Origin of the sequence: Mesorhizobium mediterraneum, assembly GCF_002284565.1 — a bacterium.
Classification (GTDB): Bacteria; Pseudomonadota; Alphaproteobacteria; order Rhizobiales; family Rhizobiaceae; genus Mesorhizobium; species Mesorhizobium mediterraneum.
The window spans coordinates 203,598-225,593 of sequence record NZ_NPKI01000017.1 but is presented as its reverse complement, the minus strand read 5'-3'; the positions used below and the strand labels follow the sequence as shown (position 1 = coordinate 225,593).

25 protein-coding genes and 1 pseudogene are annotated in these 21,996 nt (G+C 61.8%); 12 read left to right on the top strand and 14 right to left on the bottom strand.

The features are described from left to right. Positions 1–14: 14 nt before the first annotated feature. The 8 genes from CIT25_RS15005 to CIT25_RS14970 form a co-directional block, all read right to left on the bottom strand. Complete coding sequence (locus CIT25_RS15005; RefSeq protein ID WP_095485311.1) at positions 15–821, bottom strand: DUF72 domain-containing protein; 807 nt, start codon at positions 819–821, stop codon at positions 15–17. 26 nt (positions 822–847) lie between these two features. Further along, positions 848–1,318 carry a GNAT family N-acetyltransferase gene (locus CIT25_RS15000; RefSeq protein ID WP_095485310.1) on the bottom strand — a complete coding sequence of 157 codons (471 nt, stop codon included), beginning with the start codon at positions 1,316–1,318 and terminating at the stop codon, positions 848–850. A gap of 37 nt (positions 1,319–1,355) precedes the next feature. Continuing rightward, complete coding sequence (uvrA, locus tag CIT25_RS14995) at positions 1,356–4,277, bottom strand: excinuclease ABC subunit UvrA (RefSeq protein WP_095485309.1); 2,922 nt, start codon at positions 4,275–4,277, stop codon at positions 1,356–1,358. 828 nt (positions 4,278–5,105) lie between these two features. Continuing rightward, positions 5,106–5,375: a hypothetical protein gene (locus CIT25_RS14990; protein ID WP_095485571.1), complete on the bottom strand. Its 270-nt coding sequence runs from the start codon at positions 5,373–5,375 to the stop codon at positions 5,106–5,108. Between the two features lie 121 nt (positions 5,376–5,496). After that, the gene (locus CIT25_RS14985) at positions 5,497–6,102 is read right to left on the bottom strand and encodes an ATP-dependent Clp protease proteolytic subunit (RefSeq protein WP_095485308.1); all 606 of its coding nucleotides are present in this window, start codon (positions 6,100–6,102) and stop codon (positions 5,497–5,499) included. A 21-nt stretch (positions 6,103–6,123) separates the two neighbouring features. After that, positions 6,124–6,621 (bottom strand): SRPBCC family protein, encoded by a 498-nt coding sequence (locus CIT25_RS14980; protein ID WP_095485307.1) that lies wholly within the window; start codon positions 6,619–6,621, stop codon positions 6,124–6,126. Then, complete coding sequence (locus CIT25_RS14975; protein ID WP_095485306.1) at positions 6,618–6,932, bottom strand: ArsR/SmtB family transcription factor; 315 nt, start codon at positions 6,930–6,932, stop codon at positions 6,618–6,620. Before CIT25_RS14975 ends, CIT25_RS14980 begins: the two co-directional genes overlap by 4 nt. A 63-nt stretch (positions 6,933–6,995) precedes the next feature. Then, positions 6,996–7,385, bottom strand: coding sequence for a cupin domain-containing protein (locus CIT25_RS14970; RefSeq protein ID WP_245329855.1), 390 nt, complete (start codon positions 7,383–7,385; stop codon positions 6,996–6,998). Between the two features lie 207 nt (positions 7,386–7,592). Here CIT25_RS14970 and ssb point away from each other — a divergent pair, with 207 nt between their 5' ends. Together ssb and CIT25_RS14960 are read left to right on the top strand one after the other, a co-directional pair. After that, on the top strand, positions 7,593–8,114 hold the full coding sequence (gene ssb / locus CIT25_RS14965; RefSeq protein ID WP_095485305.1) for a single-stranded DNA-binding protein: 522 nt from the start codon (positions 7,593–7,595) through the stop codon (positions 8,112–8,114). A 127-nt stretch (positions 8,115–8,241) separates the two neighbouring features. After that, on the top strand, positions 8,242–8,667 hold the full coding sequence (locus CIT25_RS14960; RefSeq protein WP_095485569.1) for an OsmC family protein: 426 nt from the start codon (positions 8,242–8,244) through the stop codon (positions 8,665–8,667). A 54-nt stretch (positions 8,668–8,721) separates the two neighbouring features. Here CIT25_RS14960 and CIT25_RS14955 read toward each other — a convergent pair whose 3' ends face one another. The 4 genes from CIT25_RS14955 to CIT25_RS14940 form a co-directional block, all read right to left on the bottom strand. Continuing rightward, complete coding sequence (locus CIT25_RS14955) at positions 8,722–9,120, bottom strand: nuclear transport factor 2 family protein (RefSeq protein WP_245329854.1); 399 nt, start codon at positions 9,118–9,120, stop codon at positions 8,722–8,724. Next, complete coding sequence (locus tag CIT25_RS14950) at positions 9,117–9,746, bottom strand: MarC family protein (protein ID WP_029352879.1); 630 nt, start codon at positions 9,744–9,746, stop codon at positions 9,117–9,119. Before CIT25_RS14950 ends, CIT25_RS14955 begins: the two co-directional genes overlap by 4 nt. Positions 9,747–9,910: 164 nt before the next feature. Beyond that, positions 9,911–10,288 carry a VOC family protein gene (locus CIT25_RS14945; RefSeq protein ID WP_095485304.1) on the bottom strand — a complete coding sequence of 126 codons (378 nt, stop codon included), beginning with the start codon at positions 10,286–10,288 and terminating at the stop codon, positions 9,911–9,913. Positions 10,289–10,320: 32 nt separating this feature from the next. Then, the gene (locus CIT25_RS14940; RefSeq protein ID WP_095485303.1) at positions 10,321–10,857 is read right to left on the bottom strand and encodes a hypothetical protein; all 537 of its coding nucleotides are present in this window, start codon (positions 10,855–10,857) and stop codon (positions 10,321–10,323) included. A 120-nt stretch (positions 10,858–10,977) separates the two neighbouring features. On the opposite strand from CIT25_RS14940, the gene CIT25_RS14935 reads away from it, so the two are divergent. Beyond that, positions 10,978–11,832: an AraC family transcriptional regulator gene (locus CIT25_RS14935; RefSeq protein WP_095485302.1), complete on the top strand. Its 855-nt coding sequence runs from the start codon at positions 10,978–10,980 to the stop codon at positions 11,830–11,832. Between the two features lie 191 nt (positions 11,833–12,023). Next, positions 12,024–14,825, top strand: a complete 2,802-nt coding sequence (gene gyrA / locus CIT25_RS14930) for a DNA gyrase subunit A (RefSeq protein WP_095485301.1) — start codon at positions 12,024–12,026, stop codon at positions 14,823–14,825. Between the two features lie 58 nt (positions 14,826–14,883). Here the strand turns inward: gyrA and CIT25_RS14925 are convergent, their stop codons facing one another. Then, positions 14,884–15,036, bottom strand: a complete 153-nt coding sequence (locus CIT25_RS14925; protein ID WP_095485300.1) for a hypothetical protein — start codon at positions 15,034–15,036, stop codon at positions 14,884–14,886. A gap of 297 nt (positions 15,037–15,333) precedes the next feature. On the opposite strand from CIT25_RS14925, the gene coaD reads away from it, so the two are divergent. The 7 genes from coaD (at position 15,334) to CIT25_RS14890 (ending at position 21,247) form a co-directional block, all read left to right on the top strand. Next, positions 15,334–15,834, top strand: a complete 501-nt coding sequence (coaD, locus tag CIT25_RS14920; RefSeq protein ID WP_095485299.1) for a pantetheine-phosphate adenylyltransferase — start codon at positions 15,334–15,336, stop codon at positions 15,832–15,834. A 75-nt stretch (positions 15,835–15,909) separates the two neighbouring features. Next, positions 15,910–16,500, top strand: a complete 591-nt coding sequence (locus tag CIT25_RS14915) for a peptidylprolyl isomerase (RefSeq protein ID WP_095485567.1) — start codon at positions 15,910–15,912, stop codon at positions 16,498–16,500. A 28-nt stretch (positions 16,501–16,528) separates the two neighbouring features. Beyond that, complete coding sequence (locus tag CIT25_RS14910) at positions 16,529–17,041, top strand: peptidylprolyl isomerase (RefSeq protein ID WP_091593716.1); 513 nt, start codon at positions 16,529–16,531, stop codon at positions 17,039–17,041. Then, entirely contained in the window at positions 17,038–17,436 is a 399-nt protein-coding gene (locus CIT25_RS14905) for a hypothetical protein (protein ID WP_095485298.1), read from the top strand. Before CIT25_RS14910 ends, CIT25_RS14905 begins: the two co-directional genes overlap by 4 nt. Positions 17,437–17,448: 12 nt before the next feature. Then, positions 17,449–18,564, top strand: coding sequence for a tRNA preQ1(34) S-adenosylmethionine ribosyltransferase-isomerase QueA (queA, locus tag CIT25_RS14900; protein WP_095485297.1), 1,116 nt, complete (start codon positions 17,449–17,451; stop codon positions 18,562–18,564). Then, entirely contained in the window at positions 18,557–19,687 is a 1,131-nt protein-coding gene (gene tgt, locus CIT25_RS14895) for a tRNA guanosine(34) transglycosylase Tgt (protein WP_095485296.1), read from the top strand. The genes queA and tgt overlap by 8 nt, the downstream gene beginning before the upstream one ends. A 174-nt stretch (positions 19,688–19,861) precedes the next feature. Further along, positions 19,862–21,247: a hypothetical protein gene (locus tag CIT25_RS14890; RefSeq protein ID WP_095485295.1), complete on the top strand. Its 1,386-nt coding sequence runs from the start codon at positions 19,862–19,864 to the stop codon at positions 21,245–21,247. A 27-nt stretch (positions 21,248–21,274) separates the two neighbouring features. On the opposite strand, the pseudogene CIT25_RS38255 reads toward CIT25_RS14890, so the two are convergent. Then, positions 21,275–21,389: pseudogene (locus CIT25_RS38255) on the bottom strand (DUF4864 domain-containing protein); the annotation flags it as partial. A gap of 273 nt (positions 21,390–21,662) precedes the next feature. Here CIT25_RS38255 and CIT25_RS14880 point away from each other — a divergent pair. Next, positions 21,663–21,899: an Lrp/AsnC ligand binding domain-containing protein gene (locus CIT25_RS14880; RefSeq protein ID WP_023674883.1), complete on the top strand. Its 237-nt coding sequence runs from the start codon at positions 21,663–21,665 to the stop codon at positions 21,897–21,899. The last annotated feature ends 97 nt before the right edge of the window (positions 21,900–21,996 follow it).

The window sequence follows — 21,996 nt, the reverse complement described above, 5'->3', positions numbered from 1 at the left end:
ACAATTCCAGGCCGTCAGCCTGTGACACGCTTCATCAGCGCCATGGCGCCGAACGGCGCACGGACCTTGCCTTCGGTGATGAAGTAGACGAACACATCGCGCGGCTTTACCGGTGCGTCGATCGACGGATCGGCGCGCGATAGGTCGGCCGGCACCTTGCCTTCCGCCCAGAGTTTTGCGCGCGCCGCCCATTCGTCGAGCGCCTTTGGCGTGTAGCAGTCGGGATTGTCGTCGCTGCCGGTCTGCAACCGGGCATAGATGAAATCGCCGGTGACATCGGCGATCCCAGGATATTTGGCGTGGTCGGCGTAGACGATCGCGGCCTTGTATTTGCGCGCCAGGGCGGCGAATTCCGGCACGACGAAGCTGTCGTTGCGCACCTCCACCGCATGGCGCAGGGCCACGCCGTCCTGCTTTTCAGGCAAAAGCTTGAGGAAGGCTTCGAAATCGTCCGGGTCGAATTTTTTGGTTGGCGCGAATTGCCACAGGATCGGCCCGAGCTTGTCGCCGAGTGCGGCGACGCCCGACCCCAGGAAGCGCATCATGGACTCGCCGGCCTCGCCGAGCACGCGGCGGTTGGTGACGAAGCGGTTGCCTTTCAGTGAATAGACGAAGCCATCCGGCGCCTCACCAGCCCATTTGACGAAGGTCGGCTCCTTGAAGCTTGAATAATAGGTGCCGTTGACCTCGATGCTCGGCACCTGCCGGGTTGCGTAGTGCAACTGCTTCGCCTTGGACAGCTTGTCCGGATAGAAGGACGTGTCCCACGGCTCGAAGGTCCAGCCGCCCATGCCGGCGCGGATTTTTCCTGATTGGGTCATTTTCGTCCTCCCGAGTTTGAAAAGGATCAGGCCGTAGCGATCGTCTCGACAGTCTTCGCCATGTCGACGATCGTCCACCCTGGCCGATATGGATTGGGCCGACGACCCGTTTCGTGAAAGCCATACTCTTTGTAGAGCGCGATGTTCCGCTCCATCTTAGCGTTGGTATAGAGCCGCACCTCGGGCAAGCCCTGCAGCCGCGTCTGTTCGTCCGCGTGATTGAGCAGCGAGATGCCGAAACCCTTGCCTTGGGAGGCAGGCGCGACGGCGACGGAGAAGATCATTGCGTGATCTGCATGCCGTTCGAGAACCAGCAGTCCGGCCGTCTCATCATCGCTTTCCAGCAACCAGACTTCGCCGCGTTCGATCCGCGGCGCATAGTTCTCTATCACCGGGATCGGCGGCGCGCCCAGCAACGCAGTGTAGCGCGCGTAGGCAGCGGTGGTCAGTTCAACGACAGCATCAAGATCACCGGCAAGCGCTCTTCTGATCTTCATTTGAAGGTTCTTCCAAACGCCGCCAGCCAGTCCTCATTCACTCCGCCGCTTCGCGCTTGCCTCCGGGGCGCCGTTCCAGCAACTCCCGCAGGAACTGGCCGGTGTAGCTGCGCTTCTCGCGAACGATGTCCTCCGGCGTGCCGGACGCCACCAGCTCGCCGCCACCGTCGCCGCCTTCGGGACCGAGGTCGAGCACCCAGTCGGCGGTTTTTATCACCTCGAGATTGTGCTCGATGACGACCACCGTGTTGCCCTGATCGACCAATTCGTGCAGCACTTCGAGCAGCTTGGCGACGTCGTGGAAATGCAGGCCGGTGGTCGGCTCGTCGAGGATGTAGAGCGTCTTGCCGGTCGCCTTGCGCGACAGCTCCTTGGCAAGCTTGATGCGCTGCGCCTCGCCGCCCGACAAAGTCGTCGCCTGCTGGCCGACATGGATGTAGCCGAGGCCGACCTGCTTCAGCGTCTCCAGCTTGTCGCGCACGCCGGGCACTGCGGCGAAGAAGTCGACGCCCTCCTCGACCGTCATGTCGAGCACGTCGGCAATCGACTTGCCCTTGAATAAGACGTCGAGCGTCTCTCTGTTATAGCGCTTGCCATGGCAGACGTCGCAGGTGACATAGACATCCGGCAGGAAATGCATCTCGATCTTGATGACACCGTCGCCCTGGCAGGCCTCGCAGCGGCCGCCCTTGACGTTGAACGAGAAGCGGCCTGGCTGATAGCCACGCGCCTTGGACTCCGGCAGGCCGGCGAACCAGTCGCGGATCGGCGTGAAGGCGCCGGTGTAGGTGGCGGGATTGGAGCGCGGCGTCCGTCCAATGGGCGACTGGTCGATATCGATGACCTTGTCGAGGAATTCGAGGCCCTCGATGCGGTCGTGCTCGGCCGGATGCTCGCGCGAGCCCATGATGCGGCGCGACGCCGCCTTGAACAAGGTCTCGATCAGGAAGGTCGACTTGCCGCCGCCGGAGACGCCGGTGACGGCGGTGAAGGTGCCGAGCGGGATTTCGGCGGTGACGTTCTTCAGATTGTTGCCGCGCGCGCCGACGATCTTCAGGCGCCGGTTCTTCTTGGCCTCGCGCCGCACGGCCGGCGTCGCGACTTCGAGCTCGCCGGACAAATATTTGCCGGTGATCGAGGCCGGGCTTGCCATGATCTGCTGCGGTGTTCCCTGCGCGATGATGTGGCCGCCATGGATGCCGGCGGCCGGGCCGATATCGACGACATAGTCGGCATGCAGGATGGCGTCTTCGTCATGCTCGACGACGATCACCGTGTTGCCGATGTCGCGCAGATGCTTCAGCGTGTCGAGGAGCCGCGCATTGTCGCGCTGATGCAGGCCGATCGACGGCTCGTCCAGCACATAGAGCACGCCGGTAAGGCCGGAGCCGATCTGCGAGGCCAGCCGAATGCGCTGGCTCTCGCCGCCCGACAGCGTGCCGGAATTACGCGACAGCGTCAGATAGTCGAGCCCGACATCGTTGAGGAAGCGCAGCCGCTCGCGGATCTCCTTGAGCACGCGCACCGCGATCTCGTTCTGCTTGTCGCTGAGCGAGGCGGGTAGCTCGGTGAACCAATGGTCGGCCTTGCGGATCGACAGCTCGGTAATCTCGCCGATGTGCTTTCCGGCGATCTTCACCGCAAGCGATTCCGGCTTCAGCCGGTAGCCGCGGCAGGCCGGGCAAGGCGTGGCCGACATGAAGCGCTCGATCTCCTCGCGCATCCAGGCGGATTCGGTTTCCTTCCAGCGCCGCTCCAGATTGGGAATGACACCTTCGAAGGTCTTGGTCGTCTTGTAGGAGCGCAGGCCGTCATCATACTGGAAGGTGACCTCGCGCTCGCCGGTGCCATGCAGGATGGCTTGCTTTGCCTCTTCGGTCAGATCTCTGAACTTGTCGCCGAGCTTGAAGCCATAGGCCTTGCCCAACGCCTCCAGCGTCTGCACGTAATAGGGCGAAGTCGATTTCGCCCACGGGCTGACGGCGCCGGCACGCAGGGACAGATTGTCGTCGGGCACGATCAGGCTGGCGTCGATCGCACGCTGGCTACCGAGGCCGTCGCAGGTCGGGCAGGCGCCGAACGGGTTGTTGAAGGAGAACAGCCTGGGCTCGATCTCGGGAATGGTGAAGCCGGATACCGGGCAAGCGAATTTTTCCGAGAACAGGATGCGCTCATGCGTCTCGTTCTTCGACTTGTTGACCGAATCCTCGCCGGTCTGGCTGGCATCGAGCGGCCGGTCGGCGAATTCGGCGACCGCCAGCCCGTCGGCGAGCTTCAGCGCGGTTTCAATGGAATCCGCAAGCCGCGTCGCCAGGTCGCCGCGCACGACGATGCGATCGACGACGACGTCGAGGTCATGCTTGTACTTCTTGTCCAGCGCCGGCACGTCGGCAATTTCGTAGAACACGCCGTCGACCTTGACGCGCTGGAAGCCCTTCTTCTGTAGCTCCAGCAGTTCCTTGCGGTACTCGCCTTTGCGACCGCGCACCATCGGCGCCAGGATGAATAGGCGCGTGCCTTCCTCGACCGCCAGCACGCGGTCGACCATCTGCGACACCGTCTGGCTTTCGATCGGCAGGCCGGTGGCGGGCGAATAGGGAATGCCAACGCGCGCGAACAGCAGCCGCATGTAGTCGTAGATCTCGGTGACGGTGCCGACCGTCGAACGCGGGTTCTTCGACGTGGTCTTCTGCTCGATTGAGATGGCCGGCGACAGACCGTCGATCTGGTCGACATCAGGCTTCTGCATCATTTCGAGGAATTGCCTGGCATAGGCTGACAGGCTCTCGACGTAGCGGCGCTGGCCCTCGGCATAGATGGTGTCGAAGGCGAGCGACGACTTGCCGGATCCCGACAGGCCGGTCATGACGATCAGGCTGTCACGCGGCAGGTCGAGATCGACATTCTTCAGATTGTGTTCGCGCGCCCCGCGAATGGAAAGATATTTATGGTCGGCCATCGCCGGTCGCCGCCTCAGATCTGGAATCTCATGGGATGGCGGGTTGTCCCGGCCATCCCCTATGTAGGTAATTTCGTCACCTTTTCGAGAGACGCCACAACTCTCGACCAAAGCCTTTAACCGTCTTTCGCGCGGGCGAGCAAGCGCAAAGAACAAAGACCGAACACGCTCCTGACAAAAGCGTCCATGAAACCAGCTTCACAAACCGCCGTATCATGATGGATTTAAAGTTCCACGCGTTTGCTAGCTCACGAACGCAGCACGGCCGATGCCGCGCTGCTCAAAACTGCAGCGGATTTCGGATTTGCCGTATAAGCGATCACATTTTTTGTAATCGGCTATCCAACTGTTGACGTCTCAGCCTCAGAGAGTCAGACTCCCAAACGTCACCGAAGCCGGCCGTCTTTCGATGGCCTCGCCACCCCAAGGTGGCCTGCTAGACGTCGCAGGCTTTTGCGATATGTGCTTCGGACGACACTGGTCGCAATGGACAGAAGAGGAGAGCAGAAGGAATGACTCCACCGGACAGTCCCTTGAGGTTCCACGTGTCGGTGGAGCCGCGGCAGGCATAAGTGCCAGGGCCAGGCGTTTGCGCCGCCCGACAAACCGTGACCTGTCGATCCTTATAAAAATCAGAGACCACTAGTCGGATCAGCGGCTGAACACCGCGAAGCATCCGAAATCGAACGCCGGCAGTATATTCCCGGCAAGTTGGATTTTAAATCCAAGAAAGCCCCGACCGTTTTGCTGAAGCAACGGCGGGGCTATTCGTTTCAGATGACCGCAAGCGCACGGGCTGCCCTTGTGGCAGCGATGAAGGCAGATGGCCTATCGCCGGGAGGGCTTGATCGAGCCGGCGCTGACATCGAAGGTTAAGCTGCCGGAAATCCTGACATCGGTATCGCCGATCTTGAATTGGCCGTTACCGTTGCCGGGCACGGCATCGTCGGGCTCGGGAGCCGGCTTGGCGATGCGATAGTCGTCGGCCACGCCGGGCAGCGTGCCTTTGTGCGAAGGCGTTGAATTGTCTTCGGCGAACGCCGTGCTGGATGTCATCGCCGCGGCAGCGATGCCGACGACAAGCCTGTTCAAACGCATGCGTGAATCTTTATCGACCATCGAACGACCATATCGCCGCACATGGCCCGAAGCCAGACCGGTGGCGATCAAACTTGCCGAACGGCTTGGCTGTTGTCTCTCATGGTGTTCGGTTACCCCTTCACGCCGCCTGTTTGCGCGTATCGAAAACATGATCGACAAGGCCCCATGTCTTTGCCTCCGCGGCGGTCATGAAATAATCGCGGTCGAGCGTGCGTTCGACCTCCTCGTAAGTGCGGCCGCAGTGATGCGCATAGAGTTCGGTCATGCGCTTCTTGGTGCGCAGGATGCCTTCGGCGTGACGCTGGATATCGGAAGCCTGACCCTGAAAGCCACCCAGCGGCTGGTGCAGCACGATGCTGGTGTTGGGCAGCGCGATGCGCCGTCCCGGCGTGCCCGCCATCAGCAGGAACGAGGCCATCGAGGCGGCAAAACCCATGCAGACGGTGGATACCGGGCTGCGGATATACTGCATCGTGTCGTAGATGGCGAAGCCGCTGGTCACCACGCCGCCCGGCGAATTGATGTAGAGGGATATTTCCTTGTCGGGATTGTCGGATTCCAGCGACAGGAGCTGAGCACAGACCAGTGCCGACACATTGTCGTCGATCGGGCCGTTGATGAAGACGATGCGCTCTCGCAGCAGCCGCGAAAAAATGTCGAAGGCGCGTTCGCCGCGGCTCGACTGCTCGATCACCATTGGCACCAAATTGGCAAAACCGCTCATCGCTTTTCTCCGTTGTGTGGCTCAGGCCGCGCGCAGGAACAGGCGAGGCGTGTTTGCGGCAATTGTCTGTTTGGTGCTGTGTGCGTTGAGCGAAAGCCGGCAACCGCCGCCCACCATCGCAACCGCAGATGTAGCTACCCGCGCAAATCCATCGTGGACGATGCGCAGATGCGTGCCGCCCGACACGGTGCGGTCGAGCGTGAAGGTGACAATGCTATCCATTGGGCTATCCAGCGGGCCGGCGAGCGGATCCGCTGCATTGCCAGGCTCCGGCCGCTCCCGCCAGGAGTAGCGCAGCAGGCGTTCAGGCTCGGCGTCGAGGACTTCGCACTCGATCGGTGCGTCCGGCTTGGCAAAGGCAAAGCGGCTGCCGATCTCGGGCTTGATGTCGTTCGGCATCATCCAGGCCGCGAGCAGGTCCGGCACCGTCAGCGCCCGCCACACTTTTTCTGGCGGGTCTGGAAGCTCGCACTCGAACTCGATCGAGTCCGTCGCGTCCGAATGCTGTTTTGGAGTCATTGATCCATATCCTTCAAAACCGCCTTGAGCCGTTCGATACGCTCGGGCCAGAACGCACGGTAGCGCTCGACCCAGCCGAGCAGAGGGTCAAGCCCTTGCGGATCGGCGCGATAATAGGCGTGGCGGCCGGCTCGCCGCTCGACCACCAGGCCGGCGCCGCGCAGCACCGCGAGATGCTGCGACACGGCCGGTTGCGACACGGTCATGCCGCTGCGCAGTTCCGATACGGTCATCTCGCCGGCGGCGAGCCGTTCGTAGACGGCGCGGCGCGTCGGGTCGGAAAGCGCTCGAAAAATCTCTGCTTCGATCATGGCAGAAGCATAAGTCTACACTTATTGGTTTGGCAAGCCGTGTTTTTAGGCAGGCGCGGTTTTTTACAAGGCCGTTGGAAGCCAGCGCCTCACCGTCTCCGTGGATCCGTTGAACGTCGCCTCGAAAATTGGTGACGCGAGCACGGCCTGTATATGAAGCATTTCTGAGCCGACGTTTCGGAAGCCATGTTTCCTGTGCGCGGAGACAACAAGCGACTGTCCGGTGGTCAAGACGACACGGTCTTCATCGATCCACATCTCGGCCTTCCCAGCGATCACAGTAAGCACTTCCTCGACCGGGTGCCAATGTGTCGGGGCGCCAACTGCCGGTTCGACCCACTGTTCAAATATGCAAAGTTGAGTTGCGCCGTTGCGGGCCGAGACGTGCATGCGAGTCTGTACTCCCGCTCGCCACTCCTCTTGCGGCTGGTCGTCATGCGCAACCGTCTTCATTGGTTCGCCCTCGATCCCATAGGCGTGGAAATTCGACGCCAAGACACTACTTGTTACTGACAACCATTGACAGCGCAGTACCTCCATTCTAGAACGAAAAGAGAACAAAAACCTTGTGGGAAAAGCCAGCCACAGCAAGCGGAGAGAACCCACACTCTATAAGGTGCAGCGACAAAAATTAGTTTCGGATGAGCGCGGAGAAGTATCATGGCGGGTAGCGTCAACAAGGTCATTCTGGTGGGCAATCTCGGGGCGGACCCGGAAATCCGCCGTTTGAATTCGGGTGAGCCGGTCGTCAACATCCGCGTCGCCACGTCGGAAAGCTGGCGCGACAAGACGTCCGGCGAGCGCAAGGAAAAGACCGAGTGGCACAACGTCGTCATCTTCAACGACCAGCTCGCCAAGGTCGCCGAGCAGTATCTGAAGAAGGGTGCGAAGGTTTATGTCGAGGGCCAGTTGCAGACGCGCAAATGGCAGGACCAGACTGGTAATGACCGCTACACCACCGAAATCGTGCTGCAGAAATTCCGCGGCGAGCTGCAGATGCTCGACGCACGCGGGCAGGGCGAGGGCGGTCAGGTCGGTAGCTACGCCGGTGGCGGCAGCAGTCGCGGCTCCGATTTCGGGCAGTCCGGCCCGGGCGAGAGTTTCAATCGCGGCGGCGGTGGCGGCAACAAGGGTGGTGGCGGCGGTTCGTCGCGCGAACTGGACGACGAAATCCCGTTCTGATCCCTCGGAGCGAACGGCTCTGCCACAACGCTAGCTACTTGAGGCCACGAATTGGCGTCCCGAAATCTCTCCTGGGATTTTCGGGACGTTGTGCATTTGAGTGATGCGCGGTGGAAGGACGTATCAGGTGAAAGCGCGGATCAAATGGGTTGAGGAGCGCACTTTCGTCGGCGAATCCGGCAGCGGCCACAAGCTGGTGCTGGGAACCGCGTTCGGGCCGGACGGCAAGACGCCGGGGCCGAGCCCGATGGAACTGGTTCTGCTCGGCACCGGCGGCTGCTCGGCCTATGATGTCGTCCACATTCTCGAAAAGGGGCGGGAGGCGGTCGAAGACTGCGTGGTTGAACTTGACGCCGACCGGGCGGAGGCCGATCCCAGAGTATTCACGCGCATCCATATGCATTTCGTCGTCAAAGGCCGGGCGCTCTCACCCGACAAGGTGAGGCGGGCGATCAACCTTTCGATCGAAAAATACTGCTCGGCTTCGGCGATGGTAGCCAAGACCGCCGAGATCACCCACGACTTCGAAGTTATTGATACGACGGCGAAATAGGATAGCGTCGCCCCCGCGAGTTGGACGACGAAGCCCGTATGACAAATCCCGCGTTCAGGGACCGTTTGTTTCTTCGGACGCGGCTCGGGTTCCCTGGTGGAATACCAATCGCCAGTGCCCATCGGTGCGTTTCCATATGGAACTGCGCAGTGATGGAATAGCTTTTTCTTTCTTGGGCCTTAGCCGGTAAGTCAAAAGCACCACCTCAGGCGCCAATTGAACTGTTCTGACGTCGGTCATTTCCAGCTCATCATCCGGTGCCGGTTCGGCTTTCGACGCAGGAAGCGCTGCCAGAATCGATCTCTTGCCATATTTATTGCCGGATTTTCCGAACTCGATCATGCCGTCGTCGAGCACGGTTTCAAGAAAATCCGGGTCATAGCGGGTCGGCGCCCGCAACAATGCGAGTTCCAGCTCGACGATCTTGGGGTCGGTTACCGTATCTGACATCATGCCGCCATCAGCGCCTTGATGCCGTCGGCGACGAACTGCACGGCGAGTGCCGCCAGGATGACGCCGAGCAACCGCGTCAGGATGGAGCGGCCGGTCTGGCCGAGGATGCGGTCGATGCGCTCGGCCAGCACGAACACCAGATAGGTGATGACAAGGCAGATCGCGATGATGCCGACAAGAGCTGCCTGCGCGCCAAAGCCCGGAAAGGAGCCGGACAGCAGGACGGTCGCTGAAATCGCGCCCGGACCGGCGATCAGCGGGATCGCCAGCGGGAAGGCGGCGATGTTGTGGATCATATCCTTGGTGATGGCGACATCGCCGATCTTCTCCTTGCGGTCCTGCCGGCGCTCGAACACCATTTCGAAGGCGATGAAAAACAGCAGAAAGCCGCCGGCGACGCGGAAGGCCGGCAGCGTGATGCCGAACACCGACAGGATCGATGCGCCAGCGATTGCGAACAGCGCCATCACCAGGAAGCCGATGATCGAGGCGCGCACGGAAACCTGGTTGCGCTCCTCGCGGTTCATGCCGCGGGTCACCGCGAGGAAGAGTGGTGCCAGGCCAGGCGGGTCGATGGTCACGAGAATGGTGACGAAGGCGTTGAACAGGCTGTCGAAGCTCGGCATCTCTGACCCTCCCCGCCGGGCCGTGCCCGAATACTGGCATTGCCCCAATATTGGCATTGCCCAATCTTGGCATTGCCCAATCTTGGCATTGGTAGAGCAAAGCAGGGTCAGTGGAAACCGTTTGAGCCGCGGGAATTCGGCAACCTTGATGGGGCAGGATGAGCCTAGCCGGCCGCTCCGCAATAGGCCTCGAGGCGATAGCCGTCCGGGTCGATGACAAAGGCGGCGTAGTAGTCTTCGCCGTAGCTGGGGCGCAGGCCAGGTGCCCCATTGTCACTGCCGCCCGCACGCAAGGCGCCCGCATGGAAAGCGTCGACGCTGCTCCGCGTCGGCGCCGCAAAGCAGAAATGCAGGCCGGACTCGCCGTCGGCCGAAACCGGGCGCTGAGCCTCGTTCACCCACAGCGACACCGCCTCCGCACCATAGCCGAGCGAGCCCGGCGACTGGCTGAGACAGGTATAGCCAAGCGGCTTCAGCGCGGCATCATAAAAACGCTTCGAGGCGTCGGTATCGCGGACGCCGATCGAGACATGATCCAGCATCTTTTTCTCCTTTTTTACAATATGTTGGGCCGTCAGTTTCCAGTTGTGCGCCGCGCCAGGAACTCGACTTCGAGCCGCCAGGTCGCGCCGTCGTCCTGCGAGCGTTCGCCCAGCCAGCGGAATGAATTTTCGGTAATGCGGGAAAAACTCCAGCGCACCGAGGCGCCGGTGCCGTCTGCGCCTTGCTGGACGATGGTGTCGCCCTCGGCGCGGCCGAGCTGACGGCTGTAATATTGGGTGCGCGGATCGCTCCAGAAGATGTGCCAGGCGTCGACGCCGGGGTCATAGACGCGCAGTGTCGTGCCATAGAAGGTCCATTTGCCGAGCGACGGCGAGGGGCCGGCGTCGCGTGCTGGCAGGATCCATACGTCCTGGATTGCGCGGCCCTCGAGCACCCAGCCGAAATGCACCTCGCCGCGCCCGGTCAGCACCTGACCGTCTTCGAGATGGCGCGTGGCATCGAATGTCCAGGCGCCGACGAAGCGGCCGTAAAGGTTCAGTTTTTCGGCAAGGTCCCCCGCAGGCCCGTCGCTGTGCAGGGCTTCGGCAAAGGAAGATGAATTGAGCATGATTTCGACCTCATCTTGGCAGGAGCCCCGTCTTGTCAGGAGCCCCATCTTGTCAGGAGATTGGGAAGAATAGGCGGCAGCAGGGTTCTGTGCTTGGGAAAAATTGCTATCTTTCAAGCCATGACGACAAGCGCGCATACACTGGCGTCTGGGCGAGGCTGGCAGGTGTCGGACGTGGTCTGCACCGCCGGCGCCGCTGATCGCGCGTTCGAGGAAGAGCATCGCAAGTTCTGCGTCGCCGTGGTGACCAGCGGCACCTTCCGCTACCGAGCGCAACAGGGAACAGCGATGCTGGCGCCGGGCGCGCTTCTGCTCGGCAACCCCGGCACATGCTATGAATGCGGACACGAGCATGGCGCTGGCGACCGTTGCCTCTCCTTCCATTTCGAGCCGGCCTATATGGAACAGATCGTCGCCGGCATGCCGGATGCAAAGAAGCTGAATTTCAAGATGCCGCGCCTGCCGCCCTTGCCGGCGCTGGCAGCGCTGCTGGCCGAGGCGGAAGCCGCGCGCGAGATGGCCGACATCGACGCGTTCGAGGAACTCGCTCTGCGCATTGCCGGCGCGGCCGTCGCCTCCGGCGTCACGCCTGCTGCCCGGGTGCCGAGCCGCCGCGACCAGAAACGTGTCGCAGAGGCGGTACGGCGCATCGAAAAGGACGCCGAAAGGCCGATCTCGCTTGCCGAGCTTGCAAGCGAGACGGCGACCAGTCCCTACCATTTCCTGCGCAGCTTCCGGCACGTGGCGGGCGTGACGCCCTACCAGTTCCTGCTGAAGACCCGGCTGCACAGGGCGGCGGTGCGGCTGCGCATGTCGGACGAGGCGATCTCGACGATCGCCTTCGAGGCGGGGTTCAACGATTTGTCGACCTTCAACCGCCGTTTCCGGCGCGTGATGGGGGAGCCCCCCGGCGCCTATCGGGCCCGGCGGCTAGGCGATAAATTGCCGAACGCATCTGCCGTTCCGGCTTTATGAAGCAAAATTGGCCTGACAATCAGCTTTACGCCCGCGGCCACGAAAAGCGCCTCGGCCATATCGTCGCAATCGGTGATATCCTTTTGAAATCACCACAAAAATCGCCACTGGAAAACTGCCGCGGACATTGGAGTTTCGGTCCGGCTTCCTATATAAGCACCGAGTGATTCCTGATTAGATTGTGACCTGATTTGACCGACCAGAAGACACCGCGCGGCGCCGACGGCGGCCCCACCGGCATCGAGCCGATATCCATCATCGAGGAGATGCAGCGCTCCTATCTCGATTACGCCATGAGCGTGATCGTCAGCCGTGCGCTGCCGGACGTGCGCGACGGGTTGAAGCCGGTGCATCGCCGCATCCTCTACGCCGCCCATGAGAGCGGCTACCACTGGAACCGCAAATATGTGAAATCGGCCCGCCCGGTCGCCGACGTGATGGGTAAATACCATCCGCATGGCGACGCCTCGATCTACGACGCCTTGGTGCGCATGGCGCAAGACTGGTCGCTGCGCGTGCCGCTGATCGACGGGCAAGGCAATTTCGGCTCGATCGACGGCGATCCGCCGGCGGCGATGCGTTATACTGAATCGCGGCTGACCAAGGTCGCGCATGAGTTGCTGGAAGACATCGACAAGGACACCGTCGATTTCCAGGACACTTATGATGCGTCCGGCAGCGAACCGAAAGTCCTGCCGGCGCGCTTCCCGAACCTGTTGGTCAATGGCTCCGGCGGCATTGCCGTCGGCATGGCCACCAACATCCCGCCGCACAATCTGGGCGAGGTCTGCAACGGCGCCATTGCCCTCATCGACAATCCGGCAATCGACCTGCCGGCGCTGATGGAGATCATTCCGGGGCCGGATTTCCCGACCGGCGGCATCGTGCTTGGCCGTTCCGGCATCTACAGCGCCTATTCGACCGGCCGCGGCTCCATCGTCATGCGCGGCCGCGTCAATATTGAGCAACGCGGCAATGACCGTGAATCGATCATCATCACCGAAGTTCCCTATCAGGTGAACAAGTCGTCGATGATCGAGAAGATGGCCGAGCTTGTGCGCGACAAGCGCATCGAGGGCATTTCCGACATCCGCGACGAAAGCGACCGCCAAGGCTACCGCGTCGTCATCGAACTGAAGCGCGACGCGGTCGCCGACGTCATCCTCAACCAGCTCTACCGTTTCACGCCGCTGCAGACGTCGTTCGGCGCCAATATGGTGGCGCTGAACGGCGGCAAGCCGGAATTGCTGACGCTAACCGACATGCTGAAGGCGTTCGTCGCCTTCCGCGAGGATGTGATCAGCCGGCGCACGAAATTCCTGCTGCGCAAGGCGCGCGACCGCGCCCATGTGCTGGTCGGCCTTGCCATTGCTGTCGCCAACATCGACGAGGTCATCAAGCTGATCCGCAGCGCTCCGGACCCGCAGACGGCGCGCGAGCAGTTGATGGAGCGGCGCTGGCCCTCGGGCGACGTCGAATCGCTGATCCTGCTGATCGACGATCCGCGCCACCGCATCAACGAGGACGGCACCTACAATCTGTCCGAGGAACAGGCCCGCGCCATCCTCGAACTGCGCCTGCAGCGCCTGACCGCGCTCGGCCGCGACGAAATCGCCGACGAGTTGAACACGATCGGCGACGAGATCAAGGATTACCTGGACATCCTGTCGTCCCGCGCCCGCATTCAGCAGATCGTCAAGGACGAGCTTGCCGCCGTGCGCGACGAGTTCGGCACGCCGCGCCGCACCGAGCTGTCCGAGGGCGGGGCGGATATGGAAGACGAGGACCTGATCCAGCGCGAGGACATGGTCGTGACGGTCAGCCATTCCGGCTACATCAAGCGCGTGCCGCTGTCGCTCTATCGGGCGCAGCGTCGCGGCGGCAAGGGCCGTTCCGGCATGTCGACCAAGGAAGAGGATTTCGTCACCCGGCTGTTCGTCGCCAACACGCACACGCCGGTGCTGTTCTTCTCTTCGCGTGGCATCGTCTACAAGGAAAAGGTCTGGCGCCTGCCGATCGGCAACCCGCAGTCGCGCGGCAAGGCGCTGATCAACATGCTGCCGCTGGAGCAGGGCGAACGCATCACCACCATCATGCCGCTGCCCGAGGACGAGACCAGCTGGGGCGAGCTCGACGTGATGTTCGCCACCACGCGCGGCACGGTGCGCCGCAACAAGTTGTCGGACTTCGTCCAGGTCAACCGCAACGGCAAGATCGCCATGAAGCTGGAAGAGGAAGGCGACGAGATTCTCGGCGTCGAGACCTGCACAGACAATGACGACGTGCTTTTGACCGCAAGCTCCGGCCAGTGCATCCGCTTCTCGGTCAGCGACGTGCGCGTCTTCCAGAGCCGCAACTCGGTCGGCGTGCGCGGCATCGCCATGGCTGCCACCGACCGGGTGATCTCGATGGCGGTGATCGAACATGTCGAGGCGCCGCCGGCCGAGCGCGCCGCTTATCTCAAGCGGGTGGTGGCCGAACGGCGGCTCGCCGCCGGCATTGCGGCCGGCGAGGACGAAGACATCCAGCTTACCAATGAAGAGGTTGGCGAGGAGACGGAGCTTTCCGACGAGCGCTACGAATTCCTCAAGGCACATGAGCAGTTCGTGCTGACGGTGACGGAATATGGCTACGGCAAGCGTTCGTCTTCCTATGATTTCCGCCTTACAGGGCGCGGCGGCAAGGGCATTCGTGCCACCGACGTGTCGAAAGCGGCCGAGATCGGTCGCCTGGTGGCGACCTTCCCGGTCGGCAACGACGATCAGATCATGCTTGTCTCGGACGGCGGCACCGTCATCCGCGTGCCGGTCAACGGCATTCGTTTCGCCAGCCGCGCCACCAAGGGCGTGACCATCTTCAACACGGCCGACGGCGAGAAGGTCGTTTCGGTGGAGCGGATATCGGAACCGCAATCGGACGAGGAAGCCGAAGAGAGTGTTGAGGGCAACGCCAGCCCGGATGCCGGTGCTGACCCGGACAACAGCGGCGAGTAGGCCTTGATGGGGAAATGCCGGCCCGATGGGCCGGCGCCGTCAACAAATAACGGCCGGTTCAGAAGTGGCGATAAGGCTTGCGGATGCCGAAGCCCTCGAACCGTTTGGTATTGGCCTTGGCGCGGACACGCCCTGCTTCCTGATGCAACCCGAATACGGTTGCAATCAGCATGGCGACGGTCATTGCGGCGGCGAGCATGTAGATCAGCATGTGCGTGTTCTCCTGCGCCTAACAACGTTTAAATGGGGTTTTGGTTTCATCTTCTGAATCTGCAACCTAGTGAACGCTGCGTGAAGCCTCTGTGATCGGCCCGTTCATCTGTCGTTCATTTCGGTCAAAAGGTTCACTCAAAGCGCATCGCGAATAACGTGGCCCAGGCGATGCGCATTGAGTCCCTGTCTGGGTGCATGTCGTTGTCCCAAAACCGCTGCGCACTTTGGGCGACATGCATCGGCGGCTCGCTGATCGGATTGCCTTTGCGAGACAGGCTCGCTAGAAGCACCTGCCATGACAGAACGCATCGCTCTTTATGCCGGCTCCTTCGACCCGCTGACCAACGGCCATCTCGACGTGCTGAAGGCGTCGCTGGCCGTGGCGGACACCGTCTATGCGGCGATCGGCATTCATCCCGGCAAGAAGCCGCTGTTTTCCTTCGAGGAACGGGTCGGCCTCATCGAAGCGGCGACGAAGGCCGAATTCGGCCGTGACGGCGCCCGCATCAAGGTCGTCGCCTTCGACGGGCTGGTCATCGACGCGGCCAGGAAGCACGGCGCCTCGATCATGATCCGTGGCCTGCGCGACGGCACCGATCTCGACTATGAGATGCAGATGGCCGGCATGAACGAGACCATGGCGCCGGAATTGCAGACGGTTTTTCTACCCGCCAGCCCTTCGGTGCGAACCATTACCGCCACACTTGTCCGTCAGATAGCCTCGATGGGAGGCGACATCCGCCCCTTCGTGCCAGCGGCTGTGGCCGGCGCGCTCACTGCCAAATTCGCGAAATAATGCATGTCGCCCAAAAGTCGAACCCGGTTTCGGGACATCGACATGCATGAAACAAAGGTTTTCGGAGAAAGATCCATGCAGCTCAAAAGGCTCGCCACTTGCTTTGTCGTTCTTTTCGGCCTCGTGGCTGCATCTGTTTCGGCCTTCGCCGCCGATCCGGAAAACACCATGATCATCACGCTGAAGGGCGGCGACGTGACCGTCGCACTCAGGCCTGATCTCGCGCCGAAGCATGTCGAGCAGATCAAGAAGCTGGTGCGCCAGGGCGCTTACGACAACGTCGCTTTCCATCGCGTCATCGACGGGTTCATGGCGCAGACCGGCGACGTGAAATTCGGCAACATGAAGAACGGCTTCAACGCCGATGCTGTCGGCACCGGCGGTTCCGATCTTCCCGACCTGCCGGCTGAATTCTCGACATCCGAGCGCTACGTGCGCGGCGTCGTCGGAATGGCCCGCTCGCAAAACCCGGATTCCGCCAATTCGCAGTTCTTCATCATGTTCGCGCCGGCGCCGCCGCTCGATGGCCAGTACACCATCGTCGGCAATGTCGAGAAAGGCATGGAGTTGGTGGACCAGATAAAGAAAGGCGACGAGGCGCAGAACGGGGTTGTCACCGGTCCCGATCGCATGATCAAGGTGCGTATCGCCGCCGACGGCAAGTAAACCCATTAGTTTCAAAGGATATTCTGACATGGCCGAGATCAAGGACCGCGAGAACGCGCTCATCATGGAAACGACCAAGGGCAAGGTCGTCATCGAACTGTTTCCCGATCTGGCGCCCGGCCATGTCGGCCGTATCAAGGAACTGGCGCGCGAAGGCGCTTATGACGGCGTGGTGTTCCATCGCGTCATCGACGGCTTCATGGCGCAGACCGGCGATGTGAAATTCGGCAATTCCAGCAAGCCCTCTTTCGCGCCCGCCCGTGCCGGCACGGGCGGCTCCGACAAGCCCGACCTGAAGGCCGAGTTCTCCAACGCCAACCATGGCCGCGGCACCTGCTCGATGGCGCGCTCGCAGAACCCGAACTCGGCCAACTCGCAGTTCTTCATCTGCTTCGACGATGCCGCCTTCCTCAATCGCCAATACACGGTCTGGGGCCAGGTCATCGAAGGCATGGACAATGTCGACAAGATCAAGCGCGGCGAGCCGGTGCCGGATCCCGACAAGATCGTGTCGCTGAAGGTCGCGGCCGACGTGAAATGATCTACCGGGCTGTCGCGGCTATCACTCTGATGCTTGTCGCGGCGGCCACTTCGGCGCTGGCGACGGAATCGATCGTTTGCAGCGCTGAAGGCGACGCGGCGTCGATCGATGTCCTGATGGGAAACACCGCCGCGATCGCAGTCGCGCGCGTGTGGCTGGATGCCGGCGGCAAGACATGGACCACCGACGGTCAGCCGGGATCGACGAAAGTGATCGTCGGACAGGCATTCGAGGACGACCAGCACATGGCGATCGATCTCACCGACGAGGGTATCAGCTCGATTGTCGCCAAACTGCGACTGGTCAAGGCCCGCGAACAGTCCAATTTCGCAATGGGCGGCACGCTGAGCATCGACGGTGTTGGCGCCTGGGCGGTGACCTGCCCGGAACCTTGAGTTGGGATTTCCTTGCGCGTCGACCTTTTCGACTTTGAACTGCCGGAGAAGCGCATCGCGCTTCGACCGGCAGAACCGCGCGACAGCGCCAAAATGCTGGTTGTCAGGCCGGGTGAGGGGCTTGAGAACCGGACGGTGCGCGAGCTACCGACCCTGCTCGAGGCCGGTGATGTGCTGGTCTTCAACGACACCAAGGTCATTCCGGCGCAGTTGAAAGGCATCAGGCGGCGCGGCGAAGCGGCGGCGCAAGTCGAAGCCACGCTGCACATGCGGGTGGCTCCCGACCGCTGGCTGGCTTTCATGCGGCCGGGCAAGCGCATCGCCGTTGGCGACCGCATCCATTTCGGCCATGACACCAATTCCTGCTTTCTCGGCCAGCTCGATGCCACGGTGATCGAGAAGGGCGAGGCCGGCGAGGCGTTGCTTGGCTTTGACCTGTCAGGTCCATTCCTCGACGAGGCGCTGCATGCCGTCGGCCACATTCCGTTGCCGCCCTACATCGCCTCGAAGCGCGATGACGACGAGCGCGACCGCAGCGACTACCAGACCATCTATGCCAGGGAGGAGGGCGCCGTGGCGGCACCCACGGCCGGCCTGCATTTCACGCCGGAGCTTTTCGCCGCGCTCGATGCCAAAGGCGTCGAGCGGCGCTTCGTCACCCTGCATGTCGGCGCCGGCACGTTCCTGCCGGTGAAAGTCGACGACACCGCCGATCACAAGATGCATGCCGAGATCGGCTCGGTCAGCCCGGAAACCGCCGAGGCGCTGAACGCGGCAAAGGCGCGTGGCGGGCGCATCATCGCCGTCGGCACGACGTCGCTGCGCCTGCTTGAAAGCGCTGCGCGGGAGGACGGCCGGCTCGCCGCGTGGTCCGGCCCGACGGACATCTTCATCACGCCCGGCTACCGTTTCAAGGCCGCCGACATGCTGATGACCAATTTCCATCTGCCGCGCTCGACGCTGTTCATGCTGGTTTCGGCGTTTTGCGGTCTGGAGACGATGCGTGCGGCCTATGCGCATGCGATCGAGAACCGCTACAGGTTTTATTCCTACGGAGACGCAAGTCTGCTGTTCAAGGAGGAGAACGATGGACGCGCGTCCGGTATACACAAGGAATTCAATGACTAAGGCGTTTACCTTCGAGGTGCTGGCGACCGACGGCAAAGCGCGGCGCGGCGCGATCACCATGCCGCGCGGAGAAATCCGCACGCCCGCCTTCATGCCGGTCGGCACCGGCGGCACGGTCAAGACCATGTATATGGATCAGGTGCGTGGCGTCGGCTCGGACATCATCCTGGGCAACACCTATCATCTGATGCTGCGGCCCGGCGCCGAACGTGTGGCGCGGCTTGGCGGCCTGCATGAATTCGCCCGCTGGCCGCATCCGATCCTGACCGACAGCGGCGGCTTCCAGGTTATGTCGCTGTCGAAGCTGAGGAAACTCACCGAGAAGGGCGTCACCTTCCGCTCGCACATCGACGGCGCCGCCTATGAGATGTCGCCCGAGCGCTCGATCGAGATCCAGGGACTGCTCGATTCCGACATCCAGATGCAGCTCGACGAATGCACAGCGCTGCCGGCCATGGAGAAAGAGATCGAGCGGGCCATGGAGCTGTCGCTGCGCTGGGCCGAGCGTTGCAAGGCGGCATTCGGCGATCAGCAGGGCAAGGCGATGTTCGGCATCGTCCAGGGCGGCGACATACCGGCCTTGCGGCTGCGCTCGTCGCAGGCGCTGAAAGCGATGGACCTCAAGGGCTATGCGATAGGCGGGCTGGCCGTCGGCGAGCCGCAAGCGGTGATGCTCGAAATGCTCGAAATCACCTGCCCGGAGCTGCCGGCGGACAGGCCGCGCTATCTGATGGGTGTCGGCACGCCTGACGACATCTTGAAATCGGTGGCGCGCGGCATCGACATGTTCGATTGCGTGATGCCGACGCGCGCCGGCCGTCATGGCCTCGCCTATACACGGCGCGGCAAGGTCAATCTGCGCAACGCTCGCCATGCCGACGATCCGCGCCCGCTGGACGAGGAGAGCGACTGCCCGGCCGCCAGAGATTATTCGCGCGCCTATCTGCACCATCTGGTCCGCTCGCAAGAGGCGTTGGGGGCGATGCTGCTGACCTGGAACAATCTTTCCTACTACCAGAAGCTGATGCAGGACATTCGTGCCGCCATCGAGGCCGGCGCCTTCGAGGCTCGGGCGGTGGAAATTTCTGAGGGCTGGGCAAGGGGCGATATTCCAGCCCGCTAAAGCCTGTCCGGGAACTGTTTTGAAACGACTGACGAATAAGCATTGCCGGGATGGCATTGGGCGGGGACCAAGAACCTGTTCGTCTCGGGACAAGCTTCAGCTTCAGAAGTGACGGCGCGGACGAACGGCGTTGCCGAACCTTGCGCCTCTTCTTTCATGTCGGTCCGGCGATGGATGGCCAAGCCATCGCTTGCGATTTTTGCGATCGTTGTGGCTGGCCTTGTTCTGCGGTTGCTGGGCGCACGCGGCGATCTCTGGCTGGACGAGATCTGGAGTTTTTCTCTCATCGAGCCACTCACCTCGATCAACCAGATCTTCTGGCGCGTAAATCACGACAACAATCATTTCCTCAATTCGGCCTATCTGTATCTGATCGGCCCTGATACTTCGCCGCTGCTCCAACGAGGCCTGTCCATCGCGTTCGGCGCCAGCACGATTGTTGCAGCTGCGGCAGTGCCACGCGGGCGATGGGCGATGATTTCCACAAGTCTGCTGTTTGCAGTGAGCTATCCGATGGTCCACTATGGCTCGGAAGCGCGCGGCTACGCCGGGCTGGTGCTGTTCACGCTCCTTTCTGTGGTTTTTCTGGAACGCTGGCTCGACAAAAGAGGTTCATCGGTCATCGCTTTGGCCGCGGCGATCCTGCTGGGCCTGCTGTCTCACCTCACGATGATCGAAATGGTGCCGGTCCTTGTAGCCTGGACCACATGGGTCACTTGGCTGCGCACGGAAAGGATTGGCCGCACACTCGCTGACGTCGGTTTGACTTTCACGCCTGCCGTCCTTGCGGTGCTGCCGTTGGCCATCTGCGTGGTCGTCGGCGCCCAGCTGTCCGGCTTCGTCGTCGGGGGTGTTTCGCCTTTCTCGTTCCAGGCGTTCGCAAAGGGATATGGCGGGGTGATCAGATATCTGCTGGGCCTGCCGTCCTGGATTGGCGATTGGGCCTGCATCGCTGCTGCCTGCGGCATGGTCTGCATCTCTGCCGGCATATGGCGTGATCGTCGGGCCAGTCTCTACGTCATCGGAATTGTGGGATTGCCTGCCCTCATGTGCGCAGCGAATCTGCCCAATCTCCAGATCCCACGCTATTTCATCGTCAGTGGAACGTTGTTGCTGCTTTGGACTGGCGAGATGCTCGGTCGCGGCTTCGATGCGGGCGGGTTCAAAAGATATCTGGCGGCAGGAGCGCTCGCGGTCATGATGAGCGGCAGCATATCGTCGCTGCTGCAGTTCTACGAATATGGCCGCGGTTCCTATGCCTCGATCGTGGGGCAGATGACGCAAAACGGTGCCACCACCTATGCCAGCAACCACGACTTCCGGACTGCGATGGTCGTCGACTACTTTGCAGCGCGGACAGGCCGTCAGGCTTGGTTCGTCCCGAAAGACGAACTGTGCATTCGACGTCCCGCTTGGCTGATCATGGAGGGTGATCCTGACATACAATCGAAACGGGTCGAACCCGCGTCGGCTTGCGCACTTGCCTATGAGCGAATTGATGCGTCAAGGAACTGGGGCCTTTCAGGGCTGAGCTGGACGCTTTACCGGCGGCGCGATTGATCAGACCGTCGCGGCTCGGGCACGCGCTCAGGTGCTCAGCGAAGTGGAAGCAGCGCAGGCTGCAGCCGGTGATGCGGAAGCTGCCGTCGGGCTGTTGCGTGTAGACGGCCGTGTAATCCTTGCCATCCGGCCCGACGATAACATCGGTCGGCGGCGCTTCACGGTTTCAGCAGCCGCGAACATTCGCCGTCCGGCCGCAGTTAAGCTTCTTCCTTTAAATCGGGTTCTGCCTGAGCGCCGTCCTGATGCTTGAAAGCCGGGCGGCAGTCTGCCACAAGGGCCGCCTATGCGCATGACCCCGAAAATCGGAATCGATTTTCGGAAAGGATCATGCGCAATCAAAGTGCTACAGCGTCCTTTGCGCGTTCTAAAGGACGAGCGGCGCTGTAGGCGCAAGCTTGAGCAGGACCGGTCAATGAAGGCATTTTTCGTGCAGATAAAGTGCGATCTGGGCAAGGCCTATGACGTTGCCAGCGCTTTGGCCGATGCCGAGATCGCTTCGGAAATCTACTCGACAGCCGGCAACTACGATCTGCTCGCCAAATTCTATGTCGACGACGAGGAAGACATCGGCCATTTCGTCAACGAGAAGGTGCAGATTCTTCCAGGCATCAAGGACACGTTCACGGTCGTCACCTTTCGCGCGTTCTGAGCAGCGCCTGCCGCCTGCCTGGACATAAGGCAAAGCCTGATCGCAGCCATATTGGTGCTGCCCTAATTTTAGGCAGCCGCCACATACTGATCGCCCG